This window comes from Mucilaginibacter sp. 320_HR (assembly GCF_059691875.1).
In genome coordinates, this window is the sequence record NZ_JCAWAI010000001.1 from 217,653 (window position 1) to 235,540 (window position 17,888).

The following is a 17,888-nucleotide window of genomic DNA, read 5'->3' on the forward strand; positions in this document are numbered from 1 at the left end:
CCTTATGAAATATAAAAGAGTTCTTCTTAAGCTAAGCGGCGAATCCCTTATGGGGCAAAGGCAGTACGGAATTGACAACAACCAGGTTCTACAGTACGCCCAGGACATAAAAGCAGTTAAAGAACAAGGCATTGAAATAGCCGTTGTGGTAGGAGGTGGTAACATCTTCCGTGGGCTGAGCGCAGAGAAATCCGGAATGGAACGTGCGCAGGCCGATTACATGGGAATGCTTGCTACTGTAATTAACTGCATGGCGCTGCAAAATGCTTTAGAAAGCGTTGGCGTAGAGACAAGGTTGCAATCTGCCATTAAGATGGAGCAAATTTGTGAACCATACATTCGACGTCGTGCTATGACACACTTGGAAACAGGCAGAATAGTAATATTTGGTGCCGGTACAGGTAACCCATACTTCACAACCGACACAGCCGCATCATTACGCGCTATCGAGATTAAAGCAGACGTAGTGCTAAAAGGTACGCGTGTGGACGGGATATATACCGCCGATCCGGAGAAAGACCCATCAGCAACCCGTTATGATGAGATATCCTTCCAGGAGGTTTACGACAAAGGATTAAATGTTATGGACATGACAGCGATAACCCTTTGCCAGGAAAATAAACTGCCGATTATCGTATTCGATATGAATAAGGCCGGCAATTTTATGAAGATTGCTAAAGGCGAACCTATTGGTACCTTAGTAAAATAAGTCATTATAAAAGAAAAGGGATCTAATTTTAGATCCCTTTTCTTTTATCTTTTTGAGCTATTTACGTTAAGCGTCAACCGCAAAGCGTTCGCCGATTTGCTGGCGCCACATTGCATAATATAAACCTTTTTGTTCAATGAGCTCCTGGTGCTTACCCGCTTCAATAATGTGGCCTTTCTCCAGAACAAATATCTTATCTGCATGCATAATGGTAGATAACCTGTGGGCTATAAGAATCGTGATCTGATCGTTCATTACGGAAACGTCACGGATGGTTTCTGTAATTTCCTCTTCTGTGATCGAGTCAAGTGATGAGGTCGCCTCATCAAAAACCAGAATATCCGGCTGGCGAAGTAATGCCCTTGCAATTGATAGCCTTTGTTTTTCACCACCTGAGACCTTAACTCCACCTTCACCTATAACGGTATCAAGCCCTTTGTCTGCTCGTGCGAGTAAGGTTTGACAAGCCGCTCTTTGAAGCACACTCATACACTCCTCATCCGTTGCCCCTGGCCGTACAAACTGTAAATTTTCCCGTATAGTACCGGAAAATAGCTGCGTGTCTTGCGTAACAAAGCCTATTTTTTCGCGCAGCTGATCAAGGTCTATTTCTTTACTTGCAATGTTGTTGTACAAAATACCACCTTCCAATGGTTGGTAAAGGCCAACCAGCAGTTTAACCAGCGTTGTTTTGCCAGAGCCAGATGGTCCTACAAAAGCAATGGTTTCTCCGCTACTCGTTTCAAAACTGATGTGGTTTAAGGCATTACGTTTAGCTGTCAGGTGCTTAAAGCTTACATCACTAAAAGTTAGTGTGTTTACCTTTTCAAGTAACACAGGCTTTTCCGGCTTTTTATCAATAGGAGTATTAAGTATTTTGGTGAAGTTGGCGAGAGATACTTCGGCTTCGCGCCAGCTTAGTATTACGTTGCCGAGCTCCTGCAAGGGGTTGAACAGGAAGAACGAGTAAAATAGAAAGCTGAAGTATTGTCCCGGAGAAATGTTGCCTTTAAATATAAGCATCAGTAAAACCACCACCATTGCACTACGCACCAGGTTTACGGTAGTGCCTTGTACAAAACTCATGCTTCGCACGTACTTAACCTTTTTTAGTTCAAGTCCAAGTATTTTGTAAGTGGTGTTGTTAAGGCGTTTAATTTCCTGCTTGGCAAGCCCCAAGCTCTTTATAAGCTCTATATTTCGCAGCGACTCTGTAGTAGATCCTGCAAGCGCAGTAGTTTCGGCAACGATATTCTTTTGAATGCGCTTTATACGACGGCTCATGGCCATACTTACAAAAGCTATAATGGGTATAGCTGCAAAGTATACCAGCAGCACCTGGTAACTTACCATAGCAGAATATACCATCACGAAAACCATCCCTATAAGAGATACAAAAAGGATGCTTATAAATGCTGTGATAAACTTCTCGCAGTCCTGCCTTACCTTTTGTAATATACCCAGCGTTTCGCCGCTGCGCTGATCTTCAAAAACCTGGTACGGAAGTTCGAGAGAATGTCTCAGACCATCCGCGTACATTTCGGCTCCCACCTTTTGTACAATGATGTTGGTAAAATAATCCTGGAAGTTCTTGGCTATTCGCGACACCATCGCCACGCCGATAGCCATACCTACCAGCATGATAACCTGGTTAAAGTATTGATCTTCGGTAAGGGCTTTCCGTTTTTCTATAACGCTGTCTACAATTCGGCCGGTAATGTAGGGATCAAGTAAGGAGAAGCCAATGTTCATGGCCGCTAGCAGAAGAGCCAGCACAACTATCCACTGATGCTTTTTTAAATACGTAAGAAGTAAATTCATGTTGATTGCAAAATTAACTAAAGCCTACGGGTAAGCACCTCATCTCCTTTAATTTGACATTTGGGTTATTGATGTTGTAACCCCGTAGAGGTTGAAATAACACCAACAAAAAAGGGAACAGCTAAGCTATTCCCTTTATATTTCGTCTGTTTAATTATTAAACAGTCATGATGTCTTTTTCTTTCGCTTCAGATAGTTGGTCAACCTTAACAATATAGCCATCGGTAAGCTTCTGCACTTCGGCTTCTCCTGTTTTCATTTCATCTTCAGAAACACCTTCAGATTTCAATTTTTTGATCTTCTCGTTAGCATCTTTACGGATGTTTCGAACAGCAATTTTGCCGTTTTCAGCTTCGCCTTTAGCTTTTTTTACCAGCTCGCGGCGGCGTTCTTCTGTCAAAGGCGGAACGTTAATACGAATAATTACACCGTCGTTCTGCGGATTAACACCCAGGTTGGCTTCTTTAATAGCTTTTTCAATAGGGTTAAGCAATGACTTCTCCCATGGCTGAATCACAATAGTGCGTGCATCCGGAGTGTTTACACTTCCCACTTGCGACAGCGGAGTTGGTGTGCCGTAGTATTCCACTACTATATCGTCCAGCATGCTAGGGCTTGCTTTACCTGCCCGTATTTTAGTGAGTTCCGCATCGGTATGTGCAATAGCCTTGTCCATTAGCGCTTTTGCATCACTTATTTGTTTTTTAATGAGTTCGCTCATTGCTTTTTATTTTGTCACAAAAATAGTAAAAAGTATTAAAGCCCCTAATTAGCTTGCAGATGAAACTGTAAGAGCTTTAAATTTGTTTTTAGACCCATAATCGTTTGTTAAAGTTGTGGATGAGCCTTAAAACTTTGAAAATGTTAATGCATAAAAAAGCACGCTGACCTTTTTCGAAAGCGTGTATGCAAGAAAAAACGGAGCACTGTTTATAACAATGCTCCGTTCCTATATTTATTGCCAGCGACCGCCGCCTCTGTTGTTATCTTTTGAGTAGCCACCGCCACCGCCGCTGCCGCCACGGTTACCGGCGCCGCCATAGCCACCACCGCCACCGCGGTTGCCGCCATAACCACCGCCGCCACTAGGCCTGCGATCGCCAGCTTTTTTCTCTTCTGCCTGGCTAACCGCAATAGAGCGGCCTGCTATTTGAGAACCATTAAGGCCGGAAATTGCTTTTTGAGCGCTTTCATCATCAGGCATTTCAACAAATCCGAAACCTTTGCTTCTTCCGGACTCTCTGTCAATAATAATTTTAACGGTGCTTACTTCACCATAAGCTTCAAAAAGCTCTTGCAAATCTGCTTCCTGTAACGAGTAAGGAAGGCTTCCAACGAAAATGTTCATTCAAAAAATTAGTTTAATTTGGCAAACCTGTTCATCTGCCATGTTTTGTTTTCACCAAATATAGAATAGATATTAATCACTTGTACAATAATTTATTAAACCAGGGCTTTTATTTTACCAATATAGGGCATTTTGCAAGGTTTTTTAAACTACAGACAAGATTTTATAAATTTTACCATTCAAATTGATCTCTTCTCCTGCAGTTTTGCCTTTTAGTTTATATCCTATAGGTGAGGCGGGCGACACAGCAAAGTAGCTTTTTTCCTCAAAGTTAAGCGTCCCGGCACTGATAGAAATGTAAAATATACCATTGTCAGTGGTTACCAAACTTCCGGCATCAACAGTATCAGAGCTGGTCTTATAGCCAATCTGATTTAAAGCTACAAGCAACTTGTTTGCTTCATTAAGCTGACTTAAGTTACGATTGGTTTCTTGTTGCGCCATTTCTCGTCCCGTTTCATACTTGTCGCCGGCACTACTTTTTGTATCGTTGTTAGCTGCTTCCTGCGCTTCGGCTATTGCTTGTTCAGCGGCTTTTAACCTTTGCTTAACATAGCTAAGGCATAGGGTATGGAGTTGCTCTTTTATATTAATTGTCATACCCGGCTAAGATGTACATTTTCGGGCTCATAAAAAGCCATAAAAAACAAAAGCCCCGGAGCACTCGCTGCCCGGGACTTTCAACCTAAACCTTATCACAATTATAAGAGCTTTCGCACTTATGCTGTTATAACGGTACTTACGGTCAAAATCGTATATGCGTTGCTATCAACATTACGTATCAATGATAATTTTTCAATATAAATAAATTTCTTAAAACAATAAGAACGGTAAAAATATTATGTGTGATGTGTTGCGTTAGGGAGAGCGTATACGTAATGCTTTTAAATAGGGAATAATGATACCTCAATTCAGATTCAAGGACGACACTTTAAAAGTGTACACCTCAACATTAATACTGTTATCAATTCTATTATTACTTATTGGCCTTTTTGCTGTGATACCAATGCGGTAAAACTACCATAAAGCTTAAGCGCTTCCTCAAACAAACTTTAGGCGAAATGGTTAATTGGTTTACTTAACAACAAACCACTAACCTGTAAAAACATGAATGTAAAACGAACCTTCGGAGTTGTACTAACACTGCTGGGTATCATCGGCCTAATTTGGACTGGTGTTCAAGTAATTCAACACAGCGGCCAGGTCACAACAGAAATTGTGATTGGCATAATTTCCATACTTTTTTTCTCGACGGGCATAAGCCTGGTGCGAAATACCAAAGACGAGGCTTAGCCTTACTCGGTAGCTGTTATAGCCCCGCTGTCAGAAATGCTTATGCCGGGGTTAGAGAAGTCAGTTTCTGTAAGAAACTTTATTCGCTTTGATGCCTTATTTAAGGTGTCCCTGCGCAAGCCAAATTCGTGGCTTTGTTTAAATGAAATTATTTGGCCGTCTAAAAAGCGGCCATTTTTTGTAAGCCTTAATTTCACCATTGGCGCCAACCCGCAAACACCGGCTACACTTACCGAACGGTAAGTGCAAAAGTTCCCCAGGCTATAAGCAATTAATTTGCCTTTATAAAGTTCCATAGCTCTGCTTACATGCGGACCATGGCCAATAACCAGATCGGCTCCGGCGTTAATAGCTGCATGGGCAAATGCTTTTACATTGCCGCGGCGTTCACCTTTAAAAGATTGCGCGCTATCGGGCACGTGTTCAAAGTCTACGCCCTCGCCTCCGCCATGAAAGGATACCAGCACAATATCATTCGTTTGTTTTAGCGTAGTAATGGTTTTAACAGCACCCGGTATATCCAGCAACGAAACTGTTTGGCTATTAGGAGAAAAAGCACAAAAGCCATACTTAATGCCATTAAGGGCAAATGTTTTTACCGGAGATGTTTTTAGGCCGGCATAATATATTCCTAAGCTATCCAGTACGCGCATGGTTCGTTCGCGTCCAAGGTATCCAAAGTCGTTGCTGTGATTGTTAGCTACACTTAAAATATCAAACCCTGCATTTTTCAATATGCCACCATAGCTTTCGGGCATCTTAAAAAGGTAAGGCTTGCTGCGGAACTTTAACTTCATTGCGGCCGGCTCACCTTTGTCAAGTAAAACGCCTTCGAGGTTGCCAAAGGTTATATCAGCATCTTGGAGTTCGTTAATAGCATACCGTAAACTGTTGGTGCCGCTATCCGGCGGAAGCGTAGCCGCGTTAGGATAAGCTGTACCCAGCATAATGTCGCCTACGGCAGCAATGGTTATTATAGTATCTGCCTTTTTTAAAGGTAATGTGTCTATTGTAACAGATGCTTGTTTTTTATTGCGATCTTTTTTCTTAGACGGGTTATTGCAACTGCTTGTCGCAATAATAAAAATGAATAGCAGATAGATGTGAAAACGGATCGTCATAGCAAAAAAAAATCCCTCCATAGTTAAATGGAAGGATATAGATATAATAATTTAGGTTTAATTAGTTGCTGTTAGGATCATTGCCGCTATCTGAGTTGCTGCTCGTTAGCTGATCTTTAAATTGCTCTAAAAGGCGGCCGCCTTTGTAAAAATAACGGCTGTAATAAGCATCGTCCAAACTGCTGATTGCAACGCCTCTTGAAGATGCATGCGCAAACCTGTTGTTGCCTAAATAAATACCAACATGCGAGATGCTACGGCTGTGAATCTTGAAAAACACCAGATCGCCTTCCTTAAGATCGTCTTTGCCAACCGGGTTTACCATGCTGAAAATATCACGGGAGTTGCGGCGAATGGTAAGGTTAAATACGTCGCCGTATAGTTGTTTGGTAAAGGCTGAGCAATCAATTCCTTTGCGGGAGCTACCGCCAAAGCGGTAAGGGGTGCCTATCCAATCGTGTACAAAGTTGAAAAGTTTCATGTTTGATGTAGCCGACAGTGCTACACCCATAATTTGAGAAAGATAGGTTTTAGCCATGCTTTCCTGATCGTCATCTTTGTCAGCAACAGCTGGTGCTGTTTTAGTTTGTGCCTGAGCAGCTAATACGCTGAAAAATAATGCAATAGCAATTGTAAGTTTCTTCATTTAATCTCTTTTTTGCTGCAATTAGGAACAGCAATTGTTTATTAAACTGGACGTTATGTCTATTGTTCTCTACAAAACTATACATTATAATTAGACCACCAAATTAAAATGAATTTTTTTTCATGTTCTTTAAGGTGGAATTTTTTAAACCAATGTTAATAAAATATTGACAAAGTAAAATTTAAGGGCGTGCTGATACCCTATAACCCTTTGGATTTCAGTTACGTAAGTGAAATAGGATTTTGTATTAAGAAAGTGGCTATTGGAAGGATGATCACAGATAATCTTCGTGGAAAAAAAATTTAGTTTAAAGATAATCTTGGCATAGCAGGCGTGAATTGCTGATTGTCATTATCCAGAGTAGTCTGTTGATGTTAATTATAATGTTTTATTACATTACAAATGGTAAAGTCGCTTACAAAGAATATTATGCGTACATAGCTTTGCTCGGCATTAAAAAGCGTACATTATACACCAGCCCCGAATGTTATTTTGCGGTTGCATCCGTATAGCTATTTGCCTGTTAAATTGCTAAATTCATCTGAAAGAAAACTTTACAACAAATTCGTTGCAGTTTCTGTTATTTGCAGGATATAATTAGATTTGCACATTCTCTTAAGCATTTTTATTGACTAAATGAGTTCCATCGAAATAACTAAAGACACCTACCTGATGTGGTATGAGTCTATGCTCCTGATGCGGAAATTTGAAGAAAAAACTGGTCAGTTATATGGTCAGCAAAAAATCCGCGGATTTTGTCACCTCTATATTGGTCAGGAAGCTGTTTTAGCTGGTGCCATGTCGGTTATCAGGCATGAAGACAGTCTGATTACCGCATACCGCGATCATGCTCACGCACTTGCGAAAGGTACCACCCCAAAAGCAGTAATGGCCGAAATGTATGGTAAGATCACCGGCTGCTCAAAAGGTAAAGGTGGCTCAATGCACATGTTTGATAAAGAAAATAACTTCTATGGCGGCCACGGCATAGTTGGCGGGCAGGTACCGCTGGGTGCGGGTATAGCTTTTGCCGAAAAATATAAAGGTACTGACAACGTAAATATTGTTTACATGGGTGATGGCGCTGTACGCCAGGGTGCCCTTACCGAAACATTTAACATGGCCGCTTTGTGGAAACTGCCGGTTATATTTATATGTGAGAACAATGGCTATGCGATGGGAACATCAGTAGCACGTACTACTATACAGCCGGATATTTATAAATTGGGCTTACCATATGGTATACCATCGTTACCTGTTGACGGTATGGACCCGGTAGCTGTACACAACGCAATGGATGAGGCTGTTTCACGTGCGCGCCGCGGCGAAGGCCCTACCTTCTTGGAAATGCGTACTTACCGTTTTAAAGGCCACTCTATGAGTGATCCTCAAAAGTATCGTACTAAAGAAGAGCTGGAAAGCTATAAAGCGAAAGACCCGATAGAGGTTGTAAAACAGGCCATTCAAAAAGAAGGTTATGCCGATGACCAGTGGTTTGAACAAATAGAAGCTAAAATAAAAGCACAGGTTGAGGAAGCGGTAGCATTTGCCGAAGAGTCGCCATGGCCTGACGCTTCTGAGCTGTATACTGATGTATATGTGCAACAGGATTATCCTTACATCCGCGACTAGTTTTATTATACCTACATATAACAATATAAACAGTATATGGCTGAAGTAGTTAAAATGCCAAAAATGAGCGATACCATGACCGAAGGGGTATTGGCTAAATGGCATAAAAAAGTTGGTGACAAGGTTAAATCAGGCGATGTATTGGCCGAGATTGAAACCGACAAAGCCACTATGGATTTTGAATCGTACCAGGACGGCGTTTTACTGTACATTGGTGTACAGGAAGGCGGTGCTGCCCCGGTTGATGCTGTAATTGCCGTTTTAGGCAAAGAAGGCGAAGATTATAAAGCGGCCTTAGAAGGTGCCGGAAGTGGAAACGCTGCGCCTGCGAAATCAGAAGAACAACCAGCAGCAGAAGCTAAACCTGCTGCCGCTGAAGATAAAAAACCTGCTGCAACGGCCGAAAAGTCTGCATCTGCAAAACCAAAGGTAGATACTTCAAGCATTCCGGCTACTGTTATTCGTATGCCGCTGCTAAGTGATACCATGACAGAAGGTACCATTGAAAAATGGAACTTTAAAGTTGGGGATAAAGTTAAAGCTGATGACTCGCTTGCTGATGTAGCTACTGATAAAGCTACAATGGAAGTAGTAGGTTACGAAGAAGGTACCCTGCTGTACATCGGCGTTAAAGAAGGCGAAGCTGCAAAGGTTAATGCAATTATTGCTATTGTTGGTAAAGAGGGTACAGATGTACAGCCTTTGATTGACAATGCCGACGGTAGCGATGGTACATCTGCTGCAGCACCTGCAGAAGAAGCTACTACAAGCGCTGCTGAAGAAACCCCGGCTCATGCTGAAGGTTCTCAGGCTGGTTCATCAGATGATGACAGCCGCGTTAAAGCATCGCCGCTTGCCCGTAAGATAGCCAAAGACAAAGGAATAAACCTTAATGATGTAAAAGGCAGCGCAGAAGGCGGCCGTATTATTAAGAAGGATGTTGAAGGCTTTACACCATCTGCAAAACAGGCAGCTGCTGCCGAAAGCGCACCTGCTGCAAAACCGCAGGAAGCAGCTCAGGCTGCACCGGCAAAAGCACCTATTGTATTGCCAAGCTTTACAGGCGAAGAGAAGTTCAGCGAAATGCCTGTTACGCAAATGCGTAAGGCTATCAGCCGCCGTTTATCTGAAAGCTTGTTTACTGCACCGCATTTTTATGTGACCATGTCTATAGACATGGATCAGGCTATTGCAGCACGCGTAAAGATGAACGATGTAGCACCTGTAAAAATATCTTTTAACGATTTTGTCGTTAAAGCCTGCGCTGTAGCTTTAAGGCAGCATCCGGCTATCAACTCGTCGTTTTTAGGCGATAAGATTCGTACTAACGAGCATGTACACATTGGTGTAGCCGTTGCGGTAGACGAAGGCTTGTTGGTACCTGTAATTAAATTTGCTGATAATAAATCATTAAGCCACCTTTCTGTAGAAGTAAAAGAGTTTGCCTCAAAAGCTAAGTCTAAAAAATTACAACCTGCAGAAATGGAAGGTTCAACCTTCACCATATCTAACCTGGGCATGTTTGGTGTTGACGAGTTTACGGCCATCATTAACACTCCTAACGCGTGTATACTTGCGGTAAGCGGCATACAGGCAGTACCGGTTGTTAAAAACGGTGCGGTAGTACCTGGCAATGTCATGAAAGTAACCTTGAGTGCAGATCACCGCGTGGTGGATGGCGCAACAGCAGCTGCCTTCCTGCAAACACTTAAGCAATTGCTTGAAGAGCCGGTAAGATTATTAATCTAAGCGCGACTTCGCGAGTTTGAATATTAGGAGAGCGACGGGTTTACCCGTCGCTCTTTGTGTTTAAGAACCTTTTATTGTTACCTTGTTCCCATGGTCACATTTATTATACTAATTGCCTTTGTGCTCGTAATCGCTATTGCTAATAAGCGGAAAAGCAGCGCTAAGTCAACCAGCAACTTGTTAACGGCCGAACAAAAGCAGCTGTTACAGGCACATGTTAATTTCTATGCTAAACTTAACGATGTAGACAAACTGCGTTTTGAAGATAAAATTGAACATTTTTTTGATGATGTGCGGATAGAAAGTGTTGGTCTCGAACTTACTCAATTGGACAGGTTGCTCGTAGCCTCCAGCGCAGTAATACCCATATTCGGCTTTAAGGATTGGAGTTTTAGAAATGTTACCAATGTTCTGTTATACCCAGACACGTTTGACAAAGATTTTCAGTTTGAAGGAGAGGATCGTAATATAATGGGCATGGTGGGCAGTGGTTACATGAACGGACAAATGATCCTTTCGCGCCGTGCGCTCGAAAAAGGCTTCTCAAAAAATTCCGGTAAAGAAAATACCGGTATACATGAGTTTGTTCATTTGATTGATAAGGCTGACGGAGCAACAGACGGAGTGCCGGAAGCATTTTTAGGGAATGAATATGTTGAGCCCTGGATAAAAATGATGCATAAAGAGATATCGCGGATTGAAGACGGGCATTCTGACATTAACCCGTACGCTGTAACTAATGAGGGAGAGTTCCTGGCCGTTACATCTGAGTACTTTTTTACCAAGCCAGATGAGTTTAAATCAAAGCATCCGGAATTGTATGATCTGCTAAGTAAAGCATTTGGACAACAACCATCGCAAAAGTAATATGTCGTTTGGCAATAGAGTAATACAGTTTTATAAAGAAGTAGACTATGCCGGGCCGCCGTTGCCATCGGATATCCGCATCATGAATCCTTACAAAGGATATCCGCAGGTAACACGAATTTGTAAAGACTTTTATGGCAAATACTATAATGATGAACGCTCTCGCCACTTAATTCTCGGGATAAATCCCGGCCGGTTTGGGGGCGGGCTAACTGGGATTCCGTTTACGGATCCTAAGCGACTTATCTCAGAATGTAATATAGCTTACGAGGGGAAGCTTACGCACGAAACATCCTCTGTATTCATCTACGAGATGATAAACGCCTACGGCGGCCCTGAGGCGTTCTATCGGGATATATACATTAATTCTCTTTTTCCACTTGCGCTCACCCGGGTTGGTGCTAATGGAGAGGAAAAGAATTACAATTATTATGATAATAAAGAGCTTTGTAATGTTGTAACGCCTGCTATTATTGAGAACATTAGAAAGCAGATAAGCATCGGATGTTATACTGATGTTTGTTTTTGCTTCGGCACAGGGAAGAACGAAAAGTTTATCAATAAGCTAAACGACGAATATCACTTTTTTGACAGGATAGTCGCCCTGGAGCATCCACGCTTTATAATGCAATATAAAAGCAAATCAAAAGACTTTTACATCAGCAAATACCTGGAGGCGTTTAGTAAAATAGCAAATGGTAATCTGTAGCAGCTTTTGTTTATCTTAACGCAATGAAGATGACTTTAAGCTTGTATGCAATATGTTATTTTGCTGCAGTTGTACTTGGCATTTTTTCAGCAACTGCGTTACTGCTTTCTGCCAGGAACAAGGTTGCTAATCGCTTTCTGGCACTGCTAATGCTGGCAATAGTGGGTTGGCTGGCCGACGCTTTTTTTTCGTGTTAGTGATATTTACAGCCAACAGCCAGGGTTGTACTTTCTTCCTATATATTATTCCTTTGCCTTTGGGCCATTGCTATATTTTTATGTGAAATCTATAACAAGTGTGGCGTTCCGGTTCAAACCAATACATCTGCTACATTTTATACCAGTACTTGTACAGGCGCTATTTTATTGGTTTGTGTGTTTTCAGAGTTACCAGTTTAAATACCAGGTATGGTTCCACGTGCATTTGCCTTACACTTACCGGCTGGAGTATGATGGTACCTGGCTTTCGTTGGTAATATATCTTACGTTCTCTGTTTTAATCGTTACAGATTATCAACAATGGCTGGTCAACAACTTTTCCGATGTCAGCAAAAAAATGTTAAACTGGCTTAAGGTATGCTTATGTTTAATGATAGTTACCTGTGTGTTTTGGCTGTTCGAAGCTTTCCTAAGGGATGCGCACAATGTATATTATAAATACGATTTTTCAAGCGATCTGCTTTGTTTGCTAATCTTTATACTAAGCATCTATAGTTTTCGACTGGAAAGTACTAGTGTGTCGTACAACCGTTCGGCCGAACTGGCAAATGAAAAACAGGTAACACAGTTGATAGACGAGAATTTGGTGGCCTTGATTGAAGCAGCGATGAGGACCGATCGGCTGTTTCTCGATCCCGATTAACTCTTGCAAATTTAGCAACTCATTTAAATATTCCGTCATAAGTGGTGTCGGCAACAATCAATAATGCTTTCAATAAAACATTTAACGCTTACGTGAATAGTTGGCGTGTTGAAGAAATTAAAAGACGCTTTGCAGCTAATGATGCAAAAAAACTCACTTTGTTAGGAATAGCTTTCGATTGTGGCTTTAATTCCAAAACTTCATTCAACCGTACCTTTAAGGAGGTGACCGGCATAACGCCATCTGCATACCTCAGCAAATAATTTTGCGCCAAATACACTTTCTATCATAAGATAATTAGTGCCAAAATGGGCTTGGTACGTACCAAAAAAGGTTTTGGGGCGACGCGAGCCATTCATAACTGCAATTTTGAGGAAAATAAAAGTTATGAAAAAGTTATCTGTTACTATTACATTCTTGCTTATCGGCTACCTTGCTGTAGCACAAACCGCATGGACGGACAAACATCGCTTAATGCCAGACAAGTTGCGCAACTTGCCAGTAGGCATCATTATTACCCATGATCCTAATCCCTGCTATCCTGTTAAAGAAGGCGACACTTTTTACTGGAAGCATAGTACTTATGCTACAGCTATTAAACAAGATCTTACCGTTGTTGAATGTGGCAGTTTTATTTGGTATGACGAAAGCGGGTGGCACGCCAATATGAACTATTCACCGAAGGAATTTGCAGAAGCATTCGAGTGCCCCGACGGTAAATTACGTGCCAACAAAACTTTTTGCTACAAAAAGAACTGGCGGTTTGGTGCCAAAACTTATGGCGGCGACGCTTTGTGGTATATAATCGCCAAAGACAAGACCGGCAAGCTGTACAAAGGTATAGGCCTTATTGAAACCGAAGACAAAGTAATTACCTTAAACTAATCACAATCATGAAAACACTATTTATCGCTCTTTTCTTATGGCTGTCAAGCAGCAGCGTTTTATTAGCTCAAAAAACAGTGCTTATTAAGCCGGAACTGAGTACCATTGGCTGGACAGGTCATGCTCAAATTGGATCTTATGCACCCGCAGGAACGCTCAACTTTTCTGAAGGTAAACTAACGGTTACTGGCGAGAAGGTAACAAGCGCTCAACTTACTATCGACATGAATAGCATGCAACAAAGCAATCAGGACCTGCTAGGCCATCTTAAAAGCGAGGATTTCTTTGATGTAGCCAAATACCCCGTAAGCGTTATAAAGATTACTAAGATTTATAACGGGAAAGCCTCCGGTCTGCTTACAATTAAGAATAAAACATTGCCGTTTGAGTGCCCGGTTACTACCCTTAATCAAGGCACCAAACTAACGGTAAGCGGAAGTACTACAATAGACCGCACTAAGTATAATATCATCTATAACTCAGGAAGCTTTTTCAGCGGGCTTGGAGACAAGGCAATAAGTAATATGTTCGACGTTACGTTTAAAGTAGTAGCAGAGCTATAGCTGTACAAAGCTTCCCGGATGGCATAATGAGCAAATGAAACTCATTAAAGTTGCAAAAAAATAATAATTTGCAGCTTTAATGAGTTTCTTCAAAAAACCAATTACACCTGTTAACGACGATGATGACAAGCTGGTAGCCGGCTATCGCGCGCATGGCGACCTGGCCGTATTGGGTAAGCTATACGAGCGCCATATGCATCTGGTATACGGTGTTTGCCTGAAGTACCTTAAGGACGAGGAGCAATCACAGGATGCTGTTATGGCGATATTTGAAGAACTTGTAATCAAAGTAAAGCAGCACGAGATTAAGCAGTTCAAGAGCTGGCTTTATGTGCTCAGCCGTAATTATTGTTTGATGCAATTAAGGGCAGGGAAAAAAATAACTACGGTTGAACTTGAAGAATTTATGGAATTTGACCCGGTTTTGCATCCTGAAGAGAATGGACGCGAAGAATCACTCAATAAACTGGAGCACTGCATGGGTAAATTGACGCCCGCTCAAAAACAAAGCGTGCAATTGTTCTATTTGGAAGAGAGGTGTTATAAAGAGATAGCTGAGGTTACCGGCTTTACCATGAACGAAGTAAAAAGTTATATACAGAATGGCAAACGTAATTTAAAGATTTGCCTTGAACGGAACGGTGGATAAACAAAGGCACGATATAACCCTGATACAAAAGTACCTCAACGGGGAGCTTGATGCCAAAACTATGCACCAGCTTGAGCGGGAGGCGCAGCATGATCCTTTCCTGATGGACGCTATAGAAGGTTATGAAGCATCGGCAAGCAATCAGTCAGCCAATCTTAGCAGGCTTTCGCAACGTTTGCAGGAAAGAGTGGACGAGAAGCAACGCCGCATTATTCCATGGTGGATGATGGCTGCCGCGGCGGGCGTTATAGGCTTTATGGTGGTAGTTGGGTTACTTTACAGAAGGAGTGATCCTGTTGTTGCCCCTTTAGCCGCGCGTAATGAGCCCTTACCGCCAGCCGATACAAGTCCGAAGTCCCTGCCGTCTTCGACGAATGATAGCACACCTTTGCTTGCAACAGCACCGCCACGTACAAAAGAGATTAAGGCACCTCGTCAGTTTAGAAACGACCGCACCCTAGTTATAAACGAAATTCCTCGTATAACTGATACAACCAGGACGATTGCCGCCCAGCAACAAGCTTCGGCTGCATCTCAGTTACCGCTGGATGAGCGCGTAATGGACGTTATTGCCAAACAAAGAGATTCCGGTGAGATGCCTGCTGTAGTTGCGATTAGCAAGAAGCCACTTTCACAGCCATTAACAGGCAAGGTAGAAGGTGTAACCAAAAAGGAGCGGGAAGGCAGGCCGGAATATAACAATAGCTACTACCTGGGCAACCTTGCTGCTACACAGCCCCCGAAAGTTGATTTAAAGGGGAAAGTAATTACCGCTGAAAACAATCCGGTTACGGCTACCGGCAACGGGCTTGCTGCACCTTCTCAGTTAACAAGCCGCTTTAAAACATTTACAGCAAAGGACTCGGCAAATACCTCAATGGGTTACATAGGATCCGCCAATGGAAAAGATGCGGGTTCGCAATTGGCAGAAGTTACGGTGGTACGAGCAGAGAGTACTGCACGCCCGGTAATAGGTACAGAGGCTTACAATGCTTACATAGCTCAACAGGCGCTGCTTCCGGCGGGGGAAAAAACAGGTGACGTAAAATTGAAGTTTGACGTAAGCCCGAACGGAACTATCAGCAATATAAGCGTAGTAAAAAGCCTTAGCTCCATTGCTGATGCTAAGGCGAAAAGTATTGTTGCCAACGGCCCATCGTGGAAAGGCAATGAAAGCGGAAAGTCACAGCAGGTACTCTTCACTGTAACATTCCGCTCATTGTAAGTTATCTTTTATTCTTATCGTAATAGCCAAACACTTTCTGTAGTAGAGGGGTGGTTCTGGCGGATAGGTTTTGCCTTATGTTAAGCTCTTCTTTAGCTATCTCGTAAAACAGGCCGTCAATGGCTTTCTGTGTCACATAGTCGGTTATATCCGGGTTAATCTTGCTCACTAATGGTATTTTATTGTAAGCCGCCGCTGCATCACCGTAGTATTTGGTGGCGCCTACCTTGTTCAGGCTGTTTTGAATAACAGGCCTGAAACTGGACGACAATTGCAAAGTAGTAGTGCGTTTAAAGTACTGCGTGGCAGCATCCTGGTTGCCAAGCAAAATGTTGGTAACATCCTGTATGGTCATTTGCTTTATAGCGTTTACGAATATTGGCCTGGCACCTTTAGCGGCATCCTCTGCAGCCCGGTTAAGCGACAGCACTACGTTATCAGCCAGTTTACCCAAGCCAATGCTTCGAAGGGTTTTCTCAACTTTCTGTGCTTCCGGTGGAAAAAGGATCTTTACGGCGGCATTTGCAAAAAAGCCGTCTACAGCAGAGAGTTGGTCAGAGCTTTTACCTGTACCTATTTCCAGCGCCTGTTTAAGGCCGTTGCTGATCTCGAGGTTGGTAGGGTTACCGTATTGCTGAATGGTTGTTTGAGCTACCTGGTTGAGCGTATCGCAGCTGGTTGCGGTGAAAAGCAGGATCGGGAATAATAAAAGTAAGGCTTTCTTCATGCCGGCAGTAAAGCAAAAGTACTGCCAATTAAATCTAAGATAGAGCCCTTACCAGTACAAACACTAACCCTGCAAGCAGCGCAGAAATAGGGATGGTAATTATCCATGCCCATACCAGGTTAATGGTAACGCCCCAGCGTACCGCAGATACCCTTTTGGTAAGGCCCACACCAATAATAGAGCCTGTAATGGTATGTGTTGTAGATACCGGTATACCAAAGTTTTCGGTAATGAACAAGGTAATAGCACCTGCAGATTCTGCAGCTACACCTTCAAGTGGTGTAACCTTGGTTATTTTGGTGCCCATGGTTTTTACAATCTTCCAACCGCCGGACATGGTGCCCAGTGCAATAGCGCTGTAGCACGCCACAGGTATCCAGTTTGGCATAGGTGTGCCGGTTTTTATAACCTGTGATGATACCAAAGCAACGTAAATAATACCCATTACCTTTTGGGCATCGTTACCGCCATGCGCAAAGCTTAATGCTGCTGATGATATTAGTTGACCGCTTTTAAACCATTTTTCGGCCTTTACAGGTTTAGCGTTCTTGCAAATGTGTAGGATAATGATAGTTATAACATAAGCAATGAATAACCCAATAAATGGCGCAAGAAAAATATAAGCTATAGTTGTTAATACGACCTTTGTATTGACAGCTAAAAAGGCGTTGGCACCATGAAACATGGCATTTGTCATACCAGCTCCGGCAAAACCGCCTATAAGCGTGTGCGATGAGCTCGAGGGGATACCGAACCACCAGGTGATAAGGTTCCAGGTGATAGCGGCAACAAGGCCGGCCAGTACCACTTGCATGGTGATAAACTGTTCCAGAACCGTTTTGGCAACTGTGTTTGCAACGGAGAAATTACCGCCGTGAAACCCCCAGTAACGTACAGCAAAATAAGCAAGGAAGTTGAAGAATGCAGCCCAAAGTACCGCTTGAAACGGTGTAAGTACTTTGGTAGAAACAATTGTAGCAATGGAGTTGGCAGCGTCGTGAAAGCCGTTTATAAAATCAAATATAATGGCCAGGCAAACTACAACAACAAGCAGGGTGGTTACCATGTAAAAAGTTTAAAGAT

The 17,888-nt window shown here is 42.5% G+C and carries 21 protein-coding genes; 13 read left to right on the plus strand and 8 right to left on the minus strand.

Annotated features, from left to right (window positions below):
* The first annotated feature begins 4 nt into the window (after positions 1–4).
* On the plus strand, positions 5–709 hold the full coding sequence (pyrH, locus tag AC59GT_RS00870) for a UMP kinase (RefSeq protein WP_117384940.1): 705 nt from the start codon (positions 5–7) through the stop codon (positions 707–709).
* A gap of 66 nt (positions 710–775) precedes the next feature.
* Here pyrH and AC59GT_RS00875 read toward each other — a convergent pair whose 3' ends face one another.
* The 4 genes from AC59GT_RS00875 to AC59GT_RS00890 all read right to left on the minus strand — a co-directional run bounded on the left by AC59GT_RS00875 (position 776) and on the right by AC59GT_RS00890 (position 4,478).
* Complete coding sequence (locus AC59GT_RS00875; protein WP_497235880.1) at positions 776–2,530, minus strand: ABC transporter ATP-binding protein; 1,755 nt, start codon at positions 2,528–2,530, stop codon at positions 776–778.
* Positions 2,531–2,687: 157 nt separating this feature from the next.
* Positions 2,688–3,251, minus strand: a complete 564-nt coding sequence (frr, locus tag AC59GT_RS00880; protein WP_117384938.1) for a ribosome recycling factor — start codon at positions 3,249–3,251, stop codon at positions 2,688–2,690.
* A gap of 234 nt (positions 3,252–3,485) precedes the next feature.
* The gene (gene rbp / locus AC59GT_RS00885; protein WP_497235881.1) at positions 3,486–3,878 is read right to left on the minus strand and encodes an RNA-binding regulator; all 393 of its coding nucleotides are present in this window, start codon (positions 3,876–3,878) and stop codon (positions 3,486–3,488) included.
* A 144-nt stretch (positions 3,879–4,022) separates the two neighbouring features.
* A complete protein-coding gene (locus AC59GT_RS00890) occupies positions 4,023–4,478 on the minus strand; it encodes a 3-oxoacyl-ACP synthase (RefSeq protein ID WP_497235882.1) in 456 nt (151 codons plus the stop codon).
* A gap of 507 nt (positions 4,479–4,985) precedes the next feature.
* Between AC59GT_RS00890 and AC59GT_RS00895 the strand changes: the two genes are divergently transcribed.
* Positions 4,986–5,171 (plus strand): hypothetical protein, encoded by a 186-nt coding sequence (locus AC59GT_RS00895; RefSeq protein ID WP_497235883.1) that lies wholly within the window; start codon positions 4,986–4,988, stop codon positions 5,169–5,171.
* 2 nt (positions 5,172–5,173) lie between these two features.
* Here AC59GT_RS00895 and AC59GT_RS00900 read toward each other — a convergent pair whose 3' ends face one another.
* Both AC59GT_RS00900 and AC59GT_RS00905 read right to left on the minus strand, forming a co-directional pair.
* Positions 5,174–6,292, minus strand: a complete 1,119-nt coding sequence (locus AC59GT_RS00900) for a CapA family protein (RefSeq protein WP_497235884.1) — start codon at positions 6,290–6,292, stop codon at positions 5,174–5,176.
* Between the two features lie 61 nt (positions 6,293–6,353).
* Positions 6,354–6,938: a C40 family peptidase gene (locus AC59GT_RS00905; RefSeq protein WP_497235885.1), complete on the minus strand. Its 585-nt coding sequence runs from the start codon at positions 6,936–6,938 to the stop codon at positions 6,354–6,356.
* A 636-nt stretch (positions 6,939–7,574) separates the two neighbouring features.
* Here AC59GT_RS00905 and pdhA point away from each other — a divergent pair.
* From pdhA to AC59GT_RS00960, 11 genes are all read left to right on the plus strand, one after another.
* Positions 7,575–8,570 carry a pyruvate dehydrogenase (acetyl-transferring) E1 component subunit alpha gene (gene pdhA, locus AC59GT_RS00910; protein WP_497235886.1) on the plus strand — a complete coding sequence of 332 codons (996 nt, stop codon included), beginning with the start codon at positions 7,575–7,577 and terminating at the stop codon, positions 8,568–8,570.
* 36 nt (positions 8,571–8,606) lie between these two features.
* A complete protein-coding gene (locus tag AC59GT_RS00915; RefSeq protein ID WP_497235887.1) occupies positions 8,607–10,319 on the plus strand; it encodes a dihydrolipoamide acetyltransferase family protein in 1,713 nt (570 codons plus the stop codon).
* A 90-nt stretch (positions 10,320–10,409) separates the two neighbouring features.
* A complete protein-coding gene (locus tag AC59GT_RS00920) occupies positions 10,410–11,186 on the plus strand; it encodes a M90 family metallopeptidase (RefSeq protein WP_497235888.1) in 777 nt (258 codons plus the stop codon).
* Position 11,187: 1 nt separating this feature from the next.
* On the plus strand, positions 11,188–11,895 hold the full coding sequence (locus AC59GT_RS00925; RefSeq protein WP_497235889.1) for a uracil-DNA glycosylase family protein: 708 nt from the start codon (positions 11,188–11,190) through the stop codon (positions 11,893–11,895).
* Positions 11,896–11,918: 23 nt separating this feature from the next.
* Complete coding sequence (locus tag AC59GT_RS00930; RefSeq protein WP_497235890.1) at positions 11,919–12,092, plus strand: hypothetical protein; 174 nt, start codon at positions 11,919–11,921, stop codon at positions 12,090–12,092.
* A gap of 175 nt (positions 12,093–12,267) precedes the next feature.
* Positions 12,268–12,756 carry a hypothetical protein gene (locus AC59GT_RS00935; RefSeq protein WP_497235891.1) on the plus strand — a complete coding sequence of 163 codons (489 nt, stop codon included), beginning with the start codon at positions 12,268–12,270 and terminating at the stop codon, positions 12,754–12,756.
* Positions 12,757–12,800: 44 nt separating this feature from the next.
* Positions 12,801–13,019, plus strand: a complete 219-nt coding sequence (locus tag AC59GT_RS00940) for a helix-turn-helix domain-containing protein (protein ID WP_497235892.1) — start codon at positions 12,801–12,803, stop codon at positions 13,017–13,019.
* Between the two features lie 124 nt (positions 13,020–13,143).
* A complete protein-coding gene (locus AC59GT_RS00945) occupies positions 13,144–13,641 on the plus strand; it encodes a hypothetical protein (RefSeq protein ID WP_497235893.1) in 498 nt (165 codons plus the stop codon).
* A gap of 8 nt (positions 13,642–13,649) precedes the next feature.
* Positions 13,650–14,204: a YceI family protein gene (locus AC59GT_RS00950; RefSeq protein ID WP_497235894.1), complete on the plus strand. Its 555-nt coding sequence runs from the start codon at positions 13,650–13,652 to the stop codon at positions 14,202–14,204.
* Between the two features lie 79 nt (positions 14,205–14,283).
* Entirely contained in the window at positions 14,284–14,853 is a 570-nt protein-coding gene (locus AC59GT_RS00955) for an RNA polymerase sigma factor (RefSeq protein WP_497235895.1), read from the plus strand.
* Complete coding sequence (locus tag AC59GT_RS00960) at positions 14,846–16,078, plus strand: energy transducer TonB (RefSeq protein ID WP_497235896.1); 1,233 nt, start codon at positions 14,846–14,848, stop codon at positions 16,076–16,078. Before AC59GT_RS00955 ends, AC59GT_RS00960 begins: the two co-directional genes overlap by 8 nt.
* A gap of 1 nt (position 16,079) precedes the next feature.
* Here the strand turns inward: AC59GT_RS00960 and AC59GT_RS00965 are convergent, their stop codons facing one another.
* Positions 16,080–16,805 (minus strand): DUF4197 domain-containing protein, encoded by a 726-nt coding sequence (locus tag AC59GT_RS00965; protein WP_497235897.1) that lies wholly within the window; start codon positions 16,803–16,805, stop codon positions 16,080–16,082.
* Positions 16,806–16,839: 34 nt separating this feature from the next.
* Positions 16,840–17,871: an inorganic phosphate transporter gene (locus AC59GT_RS00970; protein ID WP_497235898.1), complete on the minus strand. Its 1,032-nt coding sequence runs from the start codon at positions 17,869–17,871 to the stop codon at positions 16,840–16,842.
* Positions 17,872–17,888 lie beyond the last annotated feature (17 nt).

Excerpts from the sequence above, each read along its gene's own strand:
- pyrH (WP_117384940.1), top strand. The coding sequence starts at position 5 with ATGAAATATAAAAGAGTTCTTCTTAAGCTAAGCGGCGAATCCCTTATG.
- AC59GT_RS00875 (WP_497235880.1), bottom strand. The coding sequence starts at position 2,530 with ATGAATTTACTTCTTACGTATTTAAAAAAGCATCAGTGGATAGTTGTG.
- frr (WP_117384938.1), bottom strand. The coding sequence starts at position 3,251 with ATGAGCGAACTCATTAAAAAACAAATAAGTGATGCAAAAGCGCTAATG.
- rbp (WP_497235881.1), bottom strand. The coding sequence starts at position 3,878 with ATGAACATTTTCGTTGGAAGCCTTCCTTACTCGTTACAGGAAGCAGAT.
- AC59GT_RS00890 (WP_497235882.1), bottom strand. The coding sequence starts at position 4,478 with ATGACAATTAATATAAAAGAGCAACTCCATACCCTATGCCTTAGCTAT.
- AC59GT_RS00895 (WP_497235883.1), top strand. The coding sequence starts at position 4,986 with ATGAATGTAAAACGAACCTTCGGAGTTGTACTAACACTGCTGGGTATC.
- AC59GT_RS00900 (WP_497235884.1), bottom strand. The coding sequence starts at position 6,292 with ATGACGATCCGTTTTCACATCTATCTGCTATTCATTTTTATTATTGCG.
- AC59GT_RS00905 (WP_497235885.1), bottom strand. The coding sequence starts at position 6,938 with ATGAAGAAACTTACAATTGCTATTGCATTATTTTTCAGCGTATTAGCT.
- pdhA (WP_497235886.1), top strand. The coding sequence starts at position 7,575 with ATGAGTTCCATCGAAATAACTAAAGACACCTACCTGATGTGGTATGAG.
- AC59GT_RS00915 (WP_497235887.1), top strand. The coding sequence starts at position 8,607 with ATGGCTGAAGTAGTTAAAATGCCAAAAATGAGCGATACCATGACCGAA.
- AC59GT_RS00920 (WP_497235888.1), top strand. The coding sequence starts at position 10,410 with ATGGTCACATTTATTATACTAATTGCCTTTGTGCTCGTAATCGCTATT.
- AC59GT_RS00925 (WP_497235889.1), top strand. The coding sequence starts at position 11,188 with ATGTCGTTTGGCAATAGAGTAATACAGTTTTATAAAGAAGTAGACTAT.
- AC59GT_RS00930 (WP_497235890.1), top strand. The coding sequence starts at position 11,919 with ATGAAGATGACTTTAAGCTTGTATGCAATATGTTATTTTGCTGCAGTT.
- AC59GT_RS00945 (WP_497235893.1), top strand. The coding sequence starts at position 13,144 with ATGAAAAAGTTATCTGTTACTATTACATTCTTGCTTATCGGCTACCTT.
- AC59GT_RS00950 (WP_497235894.1), top strand. The coding sequence starts at position 13,650 with ATGAAAACACTATTTATCGCTCTTTTCTTATGGCTGTCAAGCAGCAGC.
- AC59GT_RS00955 (WP_497235895.1), top strand. The coding sequence starts at position 14,284 with ATGAGTTTCTTCAAAAAACCAATTACACCTGTTAACGACGATGATGAC.
- AC59GT_RS00965 (WP_497235897.1), bottom strand. The coding sequence starts at position 16,805 with ATGAAGAAAGCCTTACTTTTATTATTCCCGATCCTGCTTTTCACCGCA.
- AC59GT_RS00970 (WP_497235898.1), bottom strand. The coding sequence starts at position 17,871 with ATGGTAACCACCCTGCTTGTTGTTGTAGTTTGCCTGGCCATTATATTT.